Source organism: Herbidospora sp. NBRC 101105 (assembly GCF_030269205.1).
Lineage (GTDB): Bacteria > Actinomycetota > Actinomycetes > Streptosporangiales > Streptosporangiaceae > Herbidospora > Herbidospora solisilvae.
This window is the reverse complement of sequence record NZ_BSSX01000006.1, coordinates 411,614-427,182: the sequence shown is the minus strand read 5'-3', so window position 1 is coordinate 427,182 and position 15,569 is coordinate 411,614. Positions and strand designations below refer to the sequence as shown.

Annotated in this window: 19 protein-coding genes; 9 read left to right on the top strand and 10 right to left on the bottom strand. The window is 72.0% G+C overall.

All coding sequences use genetic code 11. From position 1 onward, the window contains the following. Positions 1 to 7 precede the first annotated feature (7 nt). Positions 8 to 652, top strand: coding sequence for a response regulator transcription factor (locus QSK34_RS25760; protein ID WP_285587468.1), 645 nt, complete (start codon positions 8 to 10; stop codon positions 650 to 652). Here the strand turns inward: QSK34_RS25760 and QSK34_RS25755 are convergent. The 3 genes from QSK34_RS25755 to QSK34_RS25745 all read right to left on the bottom strand — a co-directional run bounded on the left by QSK34_RS25755 (position 643) and on the right by QSK34_RS25745 (position 3,147). Beyond that, positions 643 to 1,224 carry a TetR/AcrR family transcriptional regulator gene (locus QSK34_RS25755; protein WP_285587466.1) on the bottom strand — a complete coding sequence of 194 codons (582 nt, stop codon included), beginning with the start codon at positions 1,222 to 1,224 and terminating at the stop codon, positions 643 to 645. The genes QSK34_RS25760 and QSK34_RS25755 overlap by 10 nt on opposite strands. A 17-nt stretch (positions 1,225 to 1,241) precedes the next feature. Continuing rightward, positions 1,242 to 2,120, bottom strand: a complete 879-nt coding sequence (locus QSK34_RS25750; RefSeq protein ID WP_285587464.1) for an SDR family NAD(P)-dependent oxidoreductase — start codon at positions 2,118 to 2,120, stop codon at positions 1,242 to 1,244. A 67-nt stretch (positions 2,121 to 2,187) separates the two neighbouring features. Next, positions 2,188 to 3,147, bottom strand: coding sequence for a GlxA family transcriptional regulator (locus tag QSK34_RS25745; protein ID WP_285587462.1), 960 nt, complete (start codon positions 3,145 to 3,147; stop codon positions 2,188 to 2,190). Positions 3,148 to 3,242: 95 nt separating this feature from the next. On the opposite strand from QSK34_RS25745, the gene QSK34_RS25740 reads away from it, so the two are divergent. Then, entirely contained in the window at positions 3,243 to 3,881 is a 639-nt protein-coding gene (locus QSK34_RS25740; protein WP_285587460.1) for an HD domain-containing protein, read from the top strand. 1 nt (position 3,882) lies between these two features. Here the strand turns inward: QSK34_RS25740 and QSK34_RS25735 are convergent, their stop codons facing one another. Genes QSK34_RS25735 through QSK34_RS25705 form a run of 7 tightly spaced genes read right to left on the bottom strand, consistent with a single transcriptional unit; the run spans position 3,883 to position 8,654 of the window. Further along, positions 3,883 to 4,554: a polysaccharide deacetylase family protein gene (locus tag QSK34_RS25735; RefSeq protein ID WP_285587458.1), complete on the bottom strand. Its 672-nt coding sequence runs from the start codon at positions 4,552 to 4,554 to the stop codon at positions 3,883 to 3,885. Position 4,555: 1 nt separating this feature from the next. Then, positions 4,556 to 4,831 carry a hypothetical protein gene (locus QSK34_RS25730; RefSeq protein ID WP_161483385.1) on the bottom strand — a complete coding sequence of 92 codons (276 nt, stop codon included), beginning with the start codon at positions 4,829 to 4,831 and terminating at the stop codon, positions 4,556 to 4,558. Positions 4,832 to 4,842: 11 nt separating this feature from the next. Then, positions 4,843 to 5,658: a class II fructose-bisphosphate aldolase gene (locus tag QSK34_RS25725; RefSeq protein ID WP_285587454.1), complete on the bottom strand. Its 816-nt coding sequence runs from the start codon at positions 5,656 to 5,658 to the stop codon at positions 4,843 to 4,845. Then, complete coding sequence (locus QSK34_RS25720) at positions 5,652 to 6,542, bottom strand: 1-phosphofructokinase family hexose kinase (RefSeq protein ID WP_285587453.1); 891 nt, start codon at positions 6,540 to 6,542, stop codon at positions 5,652 to 5,654. The genes QSK34_RS25725 and QSK34_RS25720 overlap by 7 nt, the downstream gene beginning before the upstream one ends. After that, on the bottom strand, positions 6,539 to 6,826 hold the full coding sequence (locus tag QSK34_RS25715; RefSeq protein ID WP_285587450.1) for a hypothetical protein: 288 nt from the start codon (positions 6,824 to 6,826) through the stop codon (positions 6,539 to 6,541). The genes QSK34_RS25720 and QSK34_RS25715 overlap by 4 nt, the downstream gene beginning before the upstream one ends. A gap of 2 nt (positions 6,827 to 6,828) precedes the next feature. Next, entirely contained in the window at positions 6,829 to 7,731 is a 903-nt protein-coding gene (locus tag QSK34_RS25710; RefSeq protein ID WP_285587448.1) for an SIS domain-containing protein, read from the bottom strand. Then, a complete protein-coding gene (locus QSK34_RS25705; protein WP_161483381.1) occupies positions 7,728 to 8,654 on the bottom strand; it encodes a carbohydrate kinase family protein in 927 nt (308 codons plus the stop codon). Before QSK34_RS25705 ends, QSK34_RS25710 begins: the two co-directional genes overlap by 4 nt. Before the next feature lie 151 nt (positions 8,655 to 8,805). Between QSK34_RS25705 and QSK34_RS25700 the strand changes: the two genes are divergently transcribed. The 7 genes from QSK34_RS25700 (at position 8,806) to QSK34_RS25670 (ending at position 15,457) form a co-directional block, all read left to right on the top strand. Next, positions 8,806 to 9,123 carry a hypothetical protein gene (locus QSK34_RS25700; RefSeq protein WP_285587446.1) on the top strand — a complete coding sequence of 106 codons (318 nt, stop codon included), beginning with the start codon at positions 8,806 to 8,808 and terminating at the stop codon, positions 9,121 to 9,123. A gap of 167 nt (positions 9,124 to 9,290) precedes the next feature. After that, complete coding sequence (locus QSK34_RS25695; protein ID WP_285587444.1) at positions 9,291 to 10,625, top strand: ABC transporter substrate-binding protein; 1,335 nt, start codon at positions 9,291 to 9,293, stop codon at positions 10,623 to 10,625. Between the two features lie 11 nt (positions 10,626 to 10,636). Then, on the top strand, positions 10,637 to 11,521 hold the full coding sequence (locus QSK34_RS25690) for a carbohydrate ABC transporter permease (RefSeq protein ID WP_285587442.1): 885 nt from the start codon (positions 10,637 to 10,639) through the stop codon (positions 11,519 to 11,521). After that, a complete protein-coding gene (locus QSK34_RS25685) occupies positions 11,518 to 12,321 on the top strand; it encodes a carbohydrate ABC transporter permease (protein ID WP_030452561.1) in 804 nt (267 codons plus the stop codon). Before QSK34_RS25690 ends, QSK34_RS25685 begins: the two co-directional genes overlap by 4 nt. 11 nt (positions 12,322 to 12,332) lie before the next feature. Beyond that, positions 12,333 to 13,322, top strand: coding sequence for a D-2-hydroxyacid dehydrogenase (locus QSK34_RS25680; RefSeq protein ID WP_285587439.1), 990 nt, complete (start codon positions 12,333 to 12,335; stop codon positions 13,320 to 13,322). Next, a complete protein-coding gene (locus QSK34_RS25675) occupies positions 13,322 to 14,092 on the top strand; it encodes a DeoR/GlpR family DNA-binding transcription regulator (protein ID WP_161483376.1) in 771 nt (256 codons plus the stop codon). The genes QSK34_RS25680 and QSK34_RS25675 overlap by 1 nt, the downstream gene beginning before the upstream one ends. A gap of 12 nt (positions 14,093 to 14,104) precedes the next feature. Continuing rightward, on the top strand, positions 14,105 to 15,457 hold the full coding sequence (locus QSK34_RS25670) for a family 4 glycosyl hydrolase (protein WP_285587435.1): 1,353 nt from the start codon (positions 14,105 to 14,107) through the stop codon (positions 15,455 to 15,457). Positions 15,458 to 15,569: the final 112 nt, after the last annotated feature.

The window sequence follows — 15,569 nt, the reverse complement described above, 5'->3', positions numbered from 1 at the left end:
ACGACGCATGCGCATCGTGATCGCCGAGGACGCGGTGATGCTCAGAGACGGCCTCCGCATGCTGCTCACCGCCCGGGGCCACGACGTGGTGGCCGCCGTGGGCGACGGCGAGGCCCTGCGGGAGGCCGTGGCCGAACACGCGCCCGACGTCGCCGTGGTCGACGTGCGGATGCCGCCGTCCCACACCGACGAGGGCCTGCGGGCCGCGATCCGGATCCGCCGCGACCACCCCGGCGTGGGCGTGCTGGTGTTCTCCCAGTACGTCGAGACGCGCTACGCCGCCCAGTTGCTCGCCGAGGGCGCCCACGGGGTGGGCTACCTGCTGAAGGAGCGCGTCGCGGACGTCGCGGACTTCCTGGCCGCGCTCGACCGGATCGCCGACGGGGAGACCGTGCTGGACCCGGAGGTCGTCACCCAGATCATGGGCGCGAGCCGCCGCGTGGAGACCCTGGCCACCCTCAGCTCCAGGGAACGCGACGTCCTGGCCCTGATGGCGGAGGGCCGGTCGAACAGCGCCATCGCGAGTGCGCTGTTCCTGTCCTACGGCTCGGTGGAGAAGCACGTCAGCCAGATCTTCGCCAAACTCGGCCTGCCGCCGTCGGACCACGACCACCGCCGTGTCCTCGCGGTCCTGCGGCACCTTCAGGCCTGAGGCGGCGCGGGGCGCACGCCGTCGAGCAGGGTGGCGAGGTAGCGGCGGGCCGTGTCGATCTGATCGGCGGGGGCGCCGCCCCTGACGGCCACCGCGTGGGCGATTCCGCACATGAGCGGCACGAGGTCGGCCGCGGTGAGTTCGGCGCGCACGGCCCCGGCGGCGTGGGCGCGGTCGAGGAGCGCGGTGCCGGCCGAGGCGAGCGACCCCTTCAGTTCCGTGGTGCGCGGCAGGGCGTCGACGGCCGCGGCGGCGACGGGCGGCAGGGCGGCGTCGGTGACCTGCGCCTCGACGACGCGGGACAGGAAGCCCTCCAGCGCGCGCCGGGGGTCGGGGTCGGTCAGCGCCTGCTCGCCGTGCCCGGCCAGGGCCTCCAGGCAGGGCGCGGCGACGGTCTCCAGCAGCGCCTCGGGGGTGGCGAAGTGGCGGTAGACCGTGGCGACCCCGACGCCGGCCCGGTGGGCGACGTCGTTGAGCTGCAACGGGGTGCCCTGGTCGACCAGGTCGCGGGCGGTGGCGACGATCCGCTCACAGTTGCGGGCGGCGTCCTTGCGCAGCGGTGTGGTCGTCATGGGGAGAGTATCCCGGTTCACCGCCGTGCCACGGGCGCGTGGGCCCGGCTGAGCAGGGCGACGGCCTCGGCGACGCGCGGGTCGGTGGCGGCGCGGATCGGGGCGACCGGGCGGGCCCGGGGCCCGAGGACGAGACCGGTCCGGCCGGTCAGCGCGGGGTCGGTGGCGGCGGTGATCGACGGCTTCGCCGCCTCCGACGCCGGGCCCCAGGTGCTGCGGGCGAACACGCGGCGGACCAGCGGCCACAACACCCGCAGGGGCGGCGAGACGATCTTCGGGTCGGTCATGGTGCCGTCGGTCATGTCGGTCGCCGCGCCTCCGGGATCGGCGGCGAACACCGAGACGCCGGTGCCGTCGAGCCGTTTCGCCAGGTCGAGGGTGTAGGCGAGGTTGGCGAGCTTGGCGCGGCCGTACCAGTGGAAGCCGTAGTAGCCGCCCGGCGGTTCGACGGCGTCGAACCGCTTCCTGGCGCTGCGCACCGCGCCCGAGGTGACGTTCACGATCCTGCTCGGCGCCCCGGCGGTGAGCACGGGCAGCAGCAGTTCGGTCAGCAGGTAGGGCGAAAGGTGGTTGACCACGAACGACGCCTCGACTCCGTCGAGGTCCGCGCGGTCGGCGAACATCGCCCCGACGTTGTTGACCAGCACCGTCAGCGGCTCCCCCGACGCGGTGACGTCGTCGGCCAGGGCGCGGACCTGGTCGAGCGAGCCGAGGTCGGCCCGCCGGAACCGGGCGGGGTGGGCCGGCCGGGTGGCGTCGATGCGGTCGACCGCGCGGGCTCCCCGGGCGGGGTCGCGCCCGACCACGGTGACCGCGAACCCGGCGGCGGCCAGCCCGAGCGCGGTCTCCAGACCGATGCCTCCCGTGCCGGCCGTGACCAGAGCCGTCTTCGTCATGTGCCCCTCCATCCAGAAAAAGCGGATAGTCCATCCGCTCAGGAAGACGGTAGCACAAATGGATGGATTATCCGCTTCGAGTGGTCGTGGTGGCGAAGCGCTGACGGTAGGCGGTGGGCGTGATGCCGAGATGGCGGTCGAAGACCCGGCGGAGGGTCTCGTCGCTGCCGAGCCCGCTGTCGCGGGCCGCCGCCGTGACGCTGTGCCCCTCGAGCAGCAGCCGCTGGGCGTGTTCGAGACGCACCCGCTCGACCCAGCGGGCCGGGGTGGTGCCCAGTTCGGTGTGGAACAACCGGGTCAGGTGGCGGGTGCTGACGGCCGCCGCTGCGGCCATGGCCGGCAGGCCGTGGTCGGCGGCCGGGTCGGCCAGCACGGAGTCGATCAGCACCCGCAGGACGTCGTGGCCCCCGGGCGGCGTGGTGGCCTCGGTGAACTGCGACTGCCCGCCGGGCCGCTGCAGGAAGACGACCAGCTCGCGGGCGATGCGGCGGGCCGCCTCGGCTCCGTGGTCGTCCTCCACGAGGGCCAGGGTCAGGTCGATCCCGGCGCTGATCCCGGCCGAGGTGACGAACCGGCCGTCCCTGACGTGGATCGCGTCGGGCTCGACGCGCACCCGGGGGTGACGGCGGGCGAGCACGCCCGCGTGCCGCCAGTGGGTGGTGGCGCGGCGGCCGTCGAGCAGGCCGAGCTCGGCCAGCACGAACGCGCCGGTGCACACCGAGGCGACCCGGGTGGCGCCGGCGGCCAGCGTGCGGGCCGTCGCCAGCAGGCCCGGGTCCAGAGGCCGCTCGGCCAGCAGGTCGCCGCCGGCCACGAGCACCGTGTCGACCAAGCCGGCCTCGGCCGCCGTCACGACCCCGCTCAGCGGCAGGCCGGTCGACGTGGTGACCTGGCCGCCGGAGGCGGAGACCAGGACCAGCTCATAGGGGTGCCCGGCCTGACCGGCCTGGTGCAGGACCTCGGCGGGGCCGCTGACGTCCAGCAGGGTCACCCCGTCGAACACCACGAATCCGACCCGGTGGTTCATGTCTGAATCTGTGGTTCATCTGTCAGAAAGGACATGGCCCCCAGTGTAGGCGGCCGGAGATTCTGGAGTCGTACCGAGAAAGAGGGAGGAAGATCATGAGCGAGACGATCGCGGGCGTGCGGATCCCCGACAGCCCTCTCGCGCGGGAGGCCACCGAACTGGTCAGGGAGGCGGCCGAACCGCTGCTGTTCGACCACTCGCGGCGGGTGTTCCTCTGGGGTTCGCTGCGCGGGCGCGACCAGGGCCTCTCCTTCGACCCCGAGCTGCTGTACGTCGGCGCGATGTTCCACGATCTCGGGCTGACCGGGCGTTTCCGCAGCACCGGTCAGCGGTTCGAGATCGACGGCGCCGACGAGGCGCGGCGGTTCCTGCACGCCCACGGGATCACCGGCCGGGAGGCCGATCTGGTGTGGACGGCCATCGCCCTCCACACCACCCCGGAGATCCCGCTGCACATGGCTCCGGAGATCGCGCTGGTCACCCGGGGGGTGGAGCTCGACGTGCTGGGCATCGGCTACGACGCCGTCTCCGGCGAGCAGCGGGCGGCCGTGGTCGAGGCCCATCCCCGGCCCGACTTCAAGAAGCGCATCCTGGCCGCGTTCACCGACGGGATCAAGGACCGCCCCGAGACGACGTTCGGCAACGTCAAGGCCGACGTGCTGGCCCACTTCGTGCCCGGGTTCGTCCGGGGCGACTTCGTCGAGGTGATCGAGGGCTCGGCCTGGCCCGAGTAGGTCAGGCGATGCGCTGGATCATGGTGTTGCTGATCTGGTAGCGGTATCCGGCGTCGAGCACCGCCCGGTCCTGGAAGTCGCTGGTGCCGAACGGCGTGCCGTACAGGTAGACGTTGGCGGCGGCCTCCTGGCCGGTCACCTCCTGGACGCGGCGGCGCGGTTCGACCAGCTCGCGTTCCACGTCGGCGGCGGTGACGATGCCGCCGATCGGCGTGTGGCTGCCGGTGTGCGGGACCACGACGTGGCGCTGCCCGATCTCGGCGACCTCGTCCCAGGTCAGGGCAAGACGGTCGTAGGAGAGCTCCTCCTCCACCAGGTCGATGTCGTGGGCCTCGGCGAAGGCGCGCTGCTCGGCGGGCGGGCAGTCGACGAACCTGGTGATGATCGGGAACCACGCCGTGAGGCCCATTTCCTCGCAGACGGGGGCGGCCACCGTGTGGTTGTTGCGGTAGCCCTCGTAGAAGACCGGGATGAAACCGGGCCGGTCCAGGCGCCACTCGCCGGTGGCGTAGAAGTGGTCGAGGTCGGCCACGGTGACGCTCGCGAACGCCTTCGCGTAGGCGGCGAGCTCTTCGCGGAGCTGGCCGGCGGTCGACTCCGGGGTGTTGTGGTAGTTGACGACGCGCAGGTGGCGGCCCTCTTCGAGGGCGGTGCGGTAGTCGGCGAATCCCATGTCAGTCCTCATCCGGGAAGAAGTGCACGCGGGCCACGACGGTGACCACCGACGCCAGGGCCGCGAGGTCGTCGTCGGCCGCATCGGGGCGGACCACCGAGGCGTACCGGCCGGTCAGGTCGGCCAGGGCCGGGCCCTCGGCGCGGTCGGCGGCCGGCGTCGAGGGGCCGCGCAGGTCCTCCAGCGCGAGGAACATCGGGATGCCCTCCCGCTCCAGGGCACGCCGCTCGTTCTCGGCGAGGATCGCGCCCGGGTCGGGGTGCGGGGTGAGACTCATGGTCGGCTCCTTCAGTGGAGGACCCGCAGCAGATGGGCGACCTGCGCGCCGACCGCGGTGCGGGCGGGCTTCAGGTACCTGCGCGGGTCGACGGTGGTGTCGGCGGCCAGCACCCGCCGGACCTCGGCGGTGAACGCCTTGTTCAGGTGGGTGGCGATGTTGATCTTCGTCATGCCCGCGGCGACGGCCTCGGTGAGCCCGTCGTCGGCGACGCCCGACGAGCCGTGCAGCACCAGCGGGACCGGCACCGCCGCGCGCAGCTCGGCGATCAGGCCGAAGTCGAGCGCGGCGTCGCGGGTGAGCATCGCGTGGGAGGTGCCCACGGCGACCGCGAGGGCGTGCACGCCCGTGGCGGCGACGTAGGCGGCGGCCTCGGCCGGGTCGGTGCGGGCCCCGGGCGCGTGCACGCCGTCCTTGCCGCCCACCTCGCCCAGCTCGGCCTCCACGAAGACGCCGGTCCGGCGCACCACCTCGGCGGTCGCGGCCACGTTCTCCTCGTACGGCGACGCCGACGCGTCGAACATCACCGACCCGAAGCCCAGCTCCACCGCCTGTTCGACCAGGTCGGCCCGGGTGGCGTGGTCGAGGTGGACCGCGACCGGCACCGACGCCTCGCGGGCGACGGCCAGGCAGGCCGCGCCGATGGCGGCCAGGCCGCCGTGGTAGTCGACGGTGTTCTCGCTGACCTGGAGGATCACCGGCAGCCCGGCCTCCTCGGCCCCGGCCACGATGCCCTGGGCGTGCTCGACCTGGATCACGTTGAACGCGCCGACGCCGCGGCCGGCGGCGTACGCGGCGGAGATGATCTCGGCGGTGGGGGTCAGCACTCTCGCTCCAGTGGTTCCGTGGTGACGACGGTGAGATTGGCCCGGTAGGCGGCGTGGTCGGCCTGCCCGGCCAGGGGTGCCCTGACGGCGGCGGCCGACAGGGCGGCGGCGTGCTGGAGCGTCTCGGCCCAGTCCCAGCGGGCGACCACGCCCATGGCGATGGCCGCGACGGCGGCGTCGCCCGCGCCGGTCGGGTTGCCCTCGGCGAACGGCGGCACCGCCCGCCACACCCCGTCGGAGGTGTCGGCGTGCAGGCCGCGCGGCCCGTCGGAGACGACGGCGGCGCGGGCGCCGAGCTCGCGCAGCCGCATCGCGCCGTCGCGGACGGAGGTCGCCGCGCCGAAGGTGCGGCTCAGCTCGTCGGCGTTGGGCTTCACGACGTGGGGGCGGGCGGCCAGCGCGTGGACGAGGGCGTCGCCCTCGGCGTCCACGATCGTCGGCACGTCGCCGGCCAGCGCGGCGAGCACGGCGTAGGCGTCGGGCGGCACGCCCGGCGGCAGGCTGCCGGACATCACCACGGCGGAGGCGCGCGGCGCCCAGGCCTGGAAATCGGCCAGGAACGCGGCCCACTCCGCGGCCGAGACGGCCGGGCCGGGCTCGTTCAGCATCGTGACCTCGTCGGCGACGACCGCGATCGTGCGGCGGGTCTCCCCGCCGATCGGCGTGAAGGCGTTGGGCAGCCCGGCCGCCGCGCCGAACCGGGGGTCGGCCAGGCCCAGCGCGGTGACCTCGTGACCCAGCGCCCGCAGCAGCCGGGCCACGTTCAGGCCCTTGCCGCCCGCGCGCACCGCCACCTCGCCGACCCGGTTGGTGGCGCCCAGCCGCAGGCCGGGGACCCGGTAGGTGACGTCGTAGGCGGGGTTGAGCGTGACGGTGAGGATCACCCGACGACCCCCGGATCGGGCCAGGAGACGAAGACGTAGCCGGGGTCGACGCCCAGTTCGGCGCTCAGCAGCGCGGCGGCCCGGTCCACCGCCGCGCGCATCAGCCCGGGGTCGCGCGGCCGGCCCCGGACGACCGCCGTGACGCCCGCGCCGTCGAGGACGGCCAGCCGCTGCGCGACGACCGCGCCGGGCGGCAGGTCCAGGGCGTCGGCGACGGTGCGAGCCAGCCGGGCGGACAGGTCGGCGGGGACGGGGGCGGTGGTGGCGTACTGGACGAAGGGCACGGTTACTCCACGACGACCGAACGGGACAGGTGCTCGGGGCTGTCGCACTCCAGCCCCCGGTACCGGGCGTAGGCGACGGCCAGGCGGTGCACCCGGACCAGCTCGGCCTGCGGGTCGCCGCTCGCGACGCGGAGCGTGGCCCCGGTCGCGTTCACGGCCTCGACGACGTCGGCGGGCAGCGGGCCGAGCGCCCACACGAGGCTGCGCGGCGAGGCGCAGGCGATCGGGCCGTGCCGGTATTCGAGGCTCGCGTACGACTCCGTCCACAACCGGGCCGACTCGCGCAGCTTGAGCGCGGCCTCCTCCGCCAGGCCGCGCGCCCAGCCCGTGCCGAGGAAGACGACGTGGTCGTAGTCGGCCGGGTCGGCGACCAGCGGCCCGGCCAGCGCGGCGCGGGCGAGGTCCGGCAGGCCCGCCACGTCGTCGCCGATCGAGGCGCGCAGCAGGGTCAGCGCGGAGGTGGCGTAGCGGGTCTGCACGACCGAGTGCTCGTCGGCGAAGTCCATCACGATCGTCTCGTGCACGGCCTCGGTGATCGGCGAGCCGGGGGTGCCGGTGATCGCGATCGTGCGGATGCGCCGCGACAGGTCGCGGGCGACCCGGACCAGGTCGCTGGTGGTGCCGGAGCGGGACAGCAGGATCGCCGCGTCGTAGGCGTCGTCGTCGTCGAGTTCGGTGGCGATGGCGGCGCGGGTGCGGCCGTGGCCGAGCTGCTGACGGCGGCGGGCGTAGCTTTCGAGGATGTAGTAGGAGGTGCCGCAGCCGACGCCGAGCACGTTCGCGCCGGCGGCGGGCAGCACGCCGGTCGCGGCGGCCAGGTCGATGGCGCGACGCCAGGTGTCCGGCTGGGACTCCACTTCGGCCTGCGTGCGCCGGGCCAGCTCGGGGGCGGTCGTTGCGGTCACTTCTGGGTCTCCTGGAGATCGTGGACGGTGAGGGTGCCCGCGAGTTCGAGCGCCTCGGGGAGGGTGGGCTGCGCGGCGGTGCCGCCGAGCCCCTGGGTCGAGAGGGCGCCGCAGGCGGAGGCGACGCGCAGCGCTTCGGCGTGGGTGCCGCCGCGCAGGAGGGTGGCCAGGAAACCGGCGTCGAAGGAGTCGCCCGCGCCGGTCGTCTCGACCGGGGTGATCGCGGGGGCGTCCACGCTGAGGGCGGTGCCGTCGGGCAGGTTCAGGGTGGCGCCGTCGCCGCCGCGTTTCACCACCAGGCCGCAGGTGAGCGGCCCGCCGTTGGCGCGGGCGATGTGCTCGGCCTCCTGCTCGTTCGGCAGCAGGTAGTCGAGGTGGGGCAGCAGCGCCGGCAGCCCGTGGTCGAAGGAGCGGGACGGGTCCCAGTTGGGGTCGACCGACGTCGTCCCGGCGAACTCCTGCACCAGGGCGGGCAGGCCGGCCCACAGGTCGTACTGGAGGAAGTAGGAGCTGACGTGGAGGTGCCGCGCGGCGGCGAGCGCCTCGGCGGGCACGTCGGCGGCGGCCAGCCGGCCGATCTCGCCGGGGAAGGTCAGCATCGAACGGTCGCCGCGGGCCCCCAGTACGACGGTCATCCCGGTGCGCCGGCCTGGTCTGCGCAGGCAGTAGCGTGTGTCCACCCCGCGCTCGGCCAGCCGGTCGAGCACGAAGTCCCCGAGCCAGTCGTCGCCGACCACCCCGGCCATGGCGACGCGGGCGCCGAGCCGGGCCGCCCCGCAGGCGGTGATCGCGCCGGAGCTGCCGAGGACGATCGTGGCGTCCTCCACGATCTCCTCGACCTGCCCGAACGTCGGCCGCACGTCGCCGCACTCGACGACGACGTCCGCGTTCAGCTCCCCTGCCACGAGGAGGTCGAATTCCATGTCAGGTCACGTCCTGGTCATCGGAGGTACGGGGATCCTGGCTCCGGCCGTGGTGGGATTGGCCGCCAGAGGGATGGTCGTTTCTATCGTTTCGCGCAACAAACATTGCACTTCAGACATTGGCGACATAGTGCTAGCAGACGTTACAAATGTGCCCAGTTTCGTGACGGCCCTGGGTGACCGGCGCTTCGACCTGGCGCTGGCGTATCTCCCGTTCGGCGACCAGGCCGCCTGGGACGTCGTCGACGCCCGCGCCGACCGGGTCGTCCAGGTGCTGACCAGCGCGTACGCCGCGCCCGACGGGCCGCGGCCCCCGCTGCCGGACCGGCCGCGGCTGATCCTGGGCTGGCACCCGACCGGCCGGTGGCACACCCCGGAAGAGGTCTCCGCCGCCGCCCTGGAGCTTGCCTTCAGCGGGGACTCCGCGGTGCTCGGCGTGACCCGCCCTTGGGGCGACCGCCCCGCCTGAACGCGCACACCGATCCCCCGAAACTCTCAAAAACGCGCAGATCTGTCATTTCAGGACCGTAGAGACGGCCGTCGTGACTGTCAAGTGACCATTTTGCGATGTATTGACGTTTTCTGCGTGAAGTTGATAGGAACTGCACACCAGGCCGGAGCCCAAGGGAGGCCCCCATGAATTTCAACCGCCGCCAGTTCCTCCGCGCGGCCGGCATGACGGCCGCGGGCGCCGCCGCGACGAGCGCCCTCGCCGCCTGCGGCGGTGGCGGAGCCGCCCCCAGCGCGCCCGCCAACGCCGCGAGCGCCGGCGCCGCCACCGGCGACCTCACGTTCTCCGTCTGGGGTTCGGACGCCGAGATGGCCGCCTTCAACACCGTCGCCCGCGCCTTCGAGAAGGCCAACCCGGGCGTGAAGGTGAAGGTCGAGCAGCTTCCGTACGACCAGATGCGCACCACCCTCGACGCCCGGCTGCAGTCGGGCCAGGGCCCCGACCTGTTCCGCGTCACCTACAACGACATCGGCATCTACAGCTCCCAGGGCGTGCTGGCCGACCTGTCGGCGACGATCGGCGCGGACTCGGCCCAGTTCATCGACGCCCTGTGGGCCGGCGTGCAGTACGAGGGCAAGCCCTACGGCGTCCCGCACCACACCGACACGAGCGCGATCCTCTACAACAAGGCGCACTTCGCGAAGGCCGGCATCACCGACGTGCCGACCACCCTCGACACCGCCTGGACCTGGGAGCAGTTCCTGGAGGTCGCCGAGAAGCTGAACGCCGCCGGCACCGGCGCGACCGCCGCCTTCGGCGTCAACTGGCAGCAGTACGGCGCCTACCGCTGGTTCAACTGGCTCTGGCAGGCGGGCGGCAAGGCCCTGGGCCCCGACGGCAAGAGCGTCGTGTTCGACTCGCCGCAGGCCCGCCAGACCCTGGAGTTCACCAAGTCGTTCTACGACAAGGGCCTGATGCCGAAGAACATGATGGTCAAGACGGCCAACAGCCCCGACCTCGTGTTCGGCTCCGGCAAGATCTCCATGGCGTTCGTCGGCGACTTCCTGCTGCCCGACATCAGCAAGACCGCCAAGGGCATCGAGATCGGCGCGACCTTCCTGCCCAAGGGCCCCGCCGGCGCCGCCTCCGACCTCGGCGGCAACGCGGTCGCGGTGACCACGCAGAGCAAGGCGCCCGAGGCCGCCGCCGCGTTCGCCAAGTTCCTCGCCGAACCGGCCAACATGCAGCTGTTCTGCGAGCAGACGACGGTGCTCCCGGCCCGCAAGGACCTGGCCGGCGCGAAGCTGGACTACGCCGTCTCCCCCGACCTGATGCCGGTCTTCCAGCAGCAGGCCACCACCATGCCCGCCGACCTGGTCCAGTTCGTCACCCTGCCCGGTTTCTCCGGCGTGAACGACGCGCTGGTGCAGAACCTGGAGGGCTGGTTCACCGGCGGCCAGTCGGCCGACGACACCGTCGGCGCGATCGGCACCGCGATCGAGAAGGCGCTGTCCGCCTAAGAGGAGGCCCGATGGCAACGGTCCGGACGCGGCGGGCGCGCGAGGCGCTGACCGGCCTGGCGTTCGCCGCACCGGCGGTGGCCGTCTTCGCGGTCTTCATGTTCTGGCCGCTGATCCAGGTCTTCTGGATCAGCCTCCAGCAGACCCGCGGTTTCGGCATCGCCAAATGGGTGGGGCTGCAGAACTACCAGGAGATCCTCAGCGACAAGATCTTCTGGACGGCGTTGTGGAACACCGCCCTCTACACCGCGATCTCGGTGCCGCTGTGCCTGGTCGCGGGCCTGGCGGCGGCGCTGCTGCTCAACAAGCGCATGCCCGCCCGGGGGCTGATCCGGGCGGTCTACTACCTGCCCGCCGTCATCTCGGGCGTGAGCAGCGCGCTCATCGGCGCCTGGTTGTTCAACGAGGACATCGGCCTGGTCAACCGCGTCCTGGACGTCGTCGGGCTCGGCCCGGTGCCGTGGCAGTCCGAGGGCGTGCCGGCCTTGTTGTCGCTGGTGGCCATCAGCCTGTGGATCGGCCTCGGCTTCAACATGGTCGTCTACCTCGCCGCGCTCCAGGGCATCCCGCGCGAGGTGTTCGAGGCGGCCCGCTGCGACGGCGCCTCCCGGTGGGCGACGCTGCGCCGCATCACGATCCCGCAGCTCGGCCCGACCACGTTCTTCCTGATCGTGATCGGCATCATCAACAGCTTCCAGGTCTTCGACATCGTCTACGTCATGACCGGCGGCGGCCCCGGCAACTCGACCACGATGCTCGTCACCTACGCGTACTCCGCCGGGTTCGAGCAGCGGCAGCAGGGTTACGCCTCGGCCATCGGCGTCGTGCTCTACCTCATCGTCCTGGTCATGACGATCGTCCAGTGGCGTGTGAACAAGCGGAGGGACGTCGCATGACGCGCTATCGCCTGGCGTTCGCGATCACCGGGGCGGTCGCGATGTTGTTCCCCGTCTACTGGATGGTCGTCACCGCGATCTCCTCCTCGGCCGACATGCGCGGCCCCGGGCTGCACCTGTGGCCGACGAGCGTGCGGTGGGAGAACCTGACCGACCCGCTGAGCAAGTTCCCCTACGGCATGTGGGCGGTGAACTCGGTGTTCATCGCCGTCGTCGCCGTCGTGCTCACCGTGGTCATCAACCTGATGGCCGGCTACGCCTTCGCCAAGTTGCGCTTCCCCGGCCGGAACGTGCTGTTCATCCTCATCATCAGCACGCTGATGGTGCCGGTGCAGGTCGTGATGGTGCCGCAGTTCCACCTGGTGGTGGACTTCGGGCTGATCGGCAGCGACTGGGGCGTCATCGTGCCCCGGCTGGCCGAGGCGTTCGGGTTGTTCATGGCCCGGCAGTTCATGATGGCGATCCCCGACGAGCTGATCGAGGCCGCGCAGTGCGACGGGTCGAGCCAGTGGCGCATCTTCCGCACGGTCGTGCTGCCGCTGTGCCGTCCGCTGATCGCGGTGCTGGTCATCTTCACGTTCATGTGGCGGTGGAACGAGTTCGCCTGGCCGCTGATCGTGCTGAAGGACCCGGAGAGCTACACCCTCCAGGTCGGCCTGCTGTTCCTGAAGAACCAGTACGGCCAGGACTACGGCTCGCTGATGGCGATGTCGCTCCTGTCGATGATCCCCATGATCATCGTGTTCGCCCTGTTCCAGCGGCACTTCGTCGAAGGCATGGCCCGATCGGGCATCAAGTGAGGACTCCCCCGATGATCAACGTGCTGGTGACCCTCGACTTCGACGACGACTGGCTGGCCGCCGTGACCGTGCCCGGCGTGCGGGTGCGCAGGCACCTGGCCCGCAGCGCCGAGGAGATCCCGGCCGAGGTGCTGGCCGAGACCGACGTGCTCTACACCAACACCGCCTTTCCCCCTCATGGCGCCGCGCCGAGGTTGCGCTGGGTGCAGCTCGACACGAGCGGCTGCGACCACGTCAAGGGCACCGACCTGTGGGAGTCGGAGGTCGACGTCACCACCATCGGGGGCGTCTCCCCGAAGCCGCTGGCCGAGTGGGTGCTGATGATGATCCTCGCGCACGCCCACCACCTGCCGCACATCATCGGCCTGAACGGCGACCGCCACTGGCCCGATCTCGACTACCGGTGGAACCGGCTCATGCCGCGCATGATCCCCGGCTCCACCGTGGGCATCGTCGGCTACGGCCGCATCGGCCAGGAGATCGGCCGCCTCGCGCACGCCTTCGGCATGAACGTCATCGGCATGCGCCGGGGCGGGACCCGGGCGGGCGAACGGTTCAGCGAGGTCGCCGACGAGACCCCCGCCGAGGTCGTCGGGCCCGAGGGCCTGCCCGGCCTGCTGGCCCGCTCCGACTACCTCGTGCTGACCGTCCCGCACACCGACGAGACCCACCATCTGCTGGACGCCGAAGCGTTCGCCCAGCTCAAGCCGGGTGCCGTGGTCATCAACGGCGCCCGGGGCGGCGTCGTCGACGAGGACGCGCTGCTGGCCGCCCTCAGAAGCGGGCAGGTCGGCTACCTCATCTCCGACGTGTTCGCCGAGGAACCGCTGCCGGAAAGCAGTCCTTTCTGGTCGGAAAGCAATGTCCTGATCACTCCGCACGTGGCAGGATTCGCGCCCGGCTACCACGATCATGTCCGCGTTCTGTTCACCGAGAATCTGCGGCGGCTGGTCGAGGGCCGCCCCCTGCTGAATCTTGTGGACAGAAAGGCCGGCTACTGATGCTGAGCGAGAGGCGCCGGAGCGAACTGCTCTCCCACGTGCGCAGCCGAGGGTCGGTGAGCGTGGACGACCTCGCGGCCCTGCTCAACGTGAGCGTCTCCACGGTGCGCCGCGACCTCGACGAGATGGACGAACGCGGCCTGCTGCGCCGGGTCCACGGCGGCGCGGTCGCCGTGGACGGCGGCCCGGAGGTCGCCGAGACGCCCATGGTCGAACGCTCGATCCGCAACCTCGACGAGAAACGCCGCATCGCCGCCGCGGCGGCCCGGCTCGTGACGCCCGGCAGCGCGGTGTTGCTGACCGGCGGCTCGACCACGGCCCAGATGGTGCCCCACCTGGTCACGGTCCCGGACGTCACCGTGGTGACCAACTCGGTCGCCATCGCGTACGCGATCGGCATGGCCTCGGAGACCACGCAGGTGCTCGTGCTGGGCGGCCTGATGCGCAACGCCGAGTTGTCGCTGCTCGGCCATCTGACCAGCCAGGCGCTCAACGACGTCCACATCGACGTCGGCTTCTTCAGCGCCTACGGCATCGATCCGGCGTACGGGATGCTCGGCGCCCACCTGGCGGAGGCCGAGACCGACCGCAACATGATCGCGGCGGCCACCCGGCTCGTCGTGCTCGCCGACCACAGCAAGTTCACCCAGCGCAGCGCCGTGCGCATCGCGCCGCTGTCGCGCATCGACACGGTCGTGACCGACACGGCCGCGCCGGTCGAGGCGGTGACCGCGCTCGAAGGCGCGGGCGTCACCGTCGTTTCCACCTGAGATAGGAGCACCATGAAGGTCCTGGTCCTGATCGGAGCAGGTTCGGCCGTCTTCACCAGGGGCCTGCTGGCCGACCTGATCTCGGCCGACGACCTCGGGGCGTGGGAGATCCGCCTCGTGGACGTCAACGAGGAGGCGCTCGGCGTGGCCGCCCGGCTGGCCGGGCTGATGGTCGAGGCCAGGGGCGCGGGCGACCGCATCACCGTGCGCTCCTCCACGGACCGCCGGGAGATGCTGCCGGGCGCCGACTACGTCGTGACCTGCGTCGGCGTCGGCGGCCGGCCCGCGTGGCAGGCCGACCACGACGTCTGCATCCGGCACGGGATCTACCAGCCGGTCGGCGACTCGGTGATGCCCGGCGGCATCTCCCGCCTGCTGCGCACCGTCCCGGTCATGGTCGAGATCGCCCGTGACGTCAAGGCGCTCGCGCCCGGGGCGTTCTTCTTCAACTACAGCAACCCGATGACCGCCAACGTGTACGCGATGACCCGCCACGCCGGGGTCGAGGTCGTCGGCCTGTGCCACGGCATGCACCACGTCCAGCGCGAACTGGCCGCCTTCGCCGGTCTCCCCTTCGAGGAGACCTCCACCCTGTACGCCGGCATCAACCACCTGACGTTCATCTACGACTTCCGCCACAACGGCGCCGACGCCTGGCCCGGCGTGCGGGAGAAGGTGGCCCGCGAGCTGGCCGTCGCGCCCGAGCCGCAGGACATCGGCTCCATCTGGGAGAACGGCAAGGCCTGGCACAACCCGTTCTCCTGGGAGATCTTCCAGCGGTACGGCGCCTACCCGGCCGCCAACGACCGCCACGTGCTGGAGTTCTTCCCCGAGCGCTGGGCGGGCGGCTCCTACTACGGCAAGACCCTCGGCGTGGACGCCTTCTCGGTGCCGGAGATCCTGGAGTGGGGCGAGAACCGCTACCAGGGCATGCGCGCCCAGGCGCTCGGCGAGGCCCCGCTCGACGAGACCGTCTTCGACCGCTCGACGGGCGAGCAGGAGCAGCTCATCGCGATCATCCGCTCGATCGAGCTGGACCAGAGACAGATGTTCTCGGTCAACGTGCCGAACCGCGGCGCGGTCCCCGGCCTGCCCGACGACGCGGCGCTGGAGATCCCCGGCGTGGCCACCGCCCGGGGCCTGCGCCCGGTGTCGGTCCCCGACCTGTCGGCCCCGCTGACCGCGATCCTGGCCCGCCGCCTGACCTCGGTCTACCTGGCGGTCGAGGCGGCCATGACGGGCTCACGCGACCTCGCGGTGGAGGCGATGATCGCCGACGGCGCGGTGACCGACCCCGAAGCCGCCGCCACGCTCACCGACGCCCTCATCGCCGAACAGAAACGCTTCCTACCGGCCTTCGCCTGAGCACATCGCCCGATCTCCTCTCCGGCACCCGACCGTAGGGGCTGCCGTCAGCTCGGCACCCCCAGCTCTTCGTTCGCCCGTTTTATCCCGATATTTCGGGATTGGAGTTTGC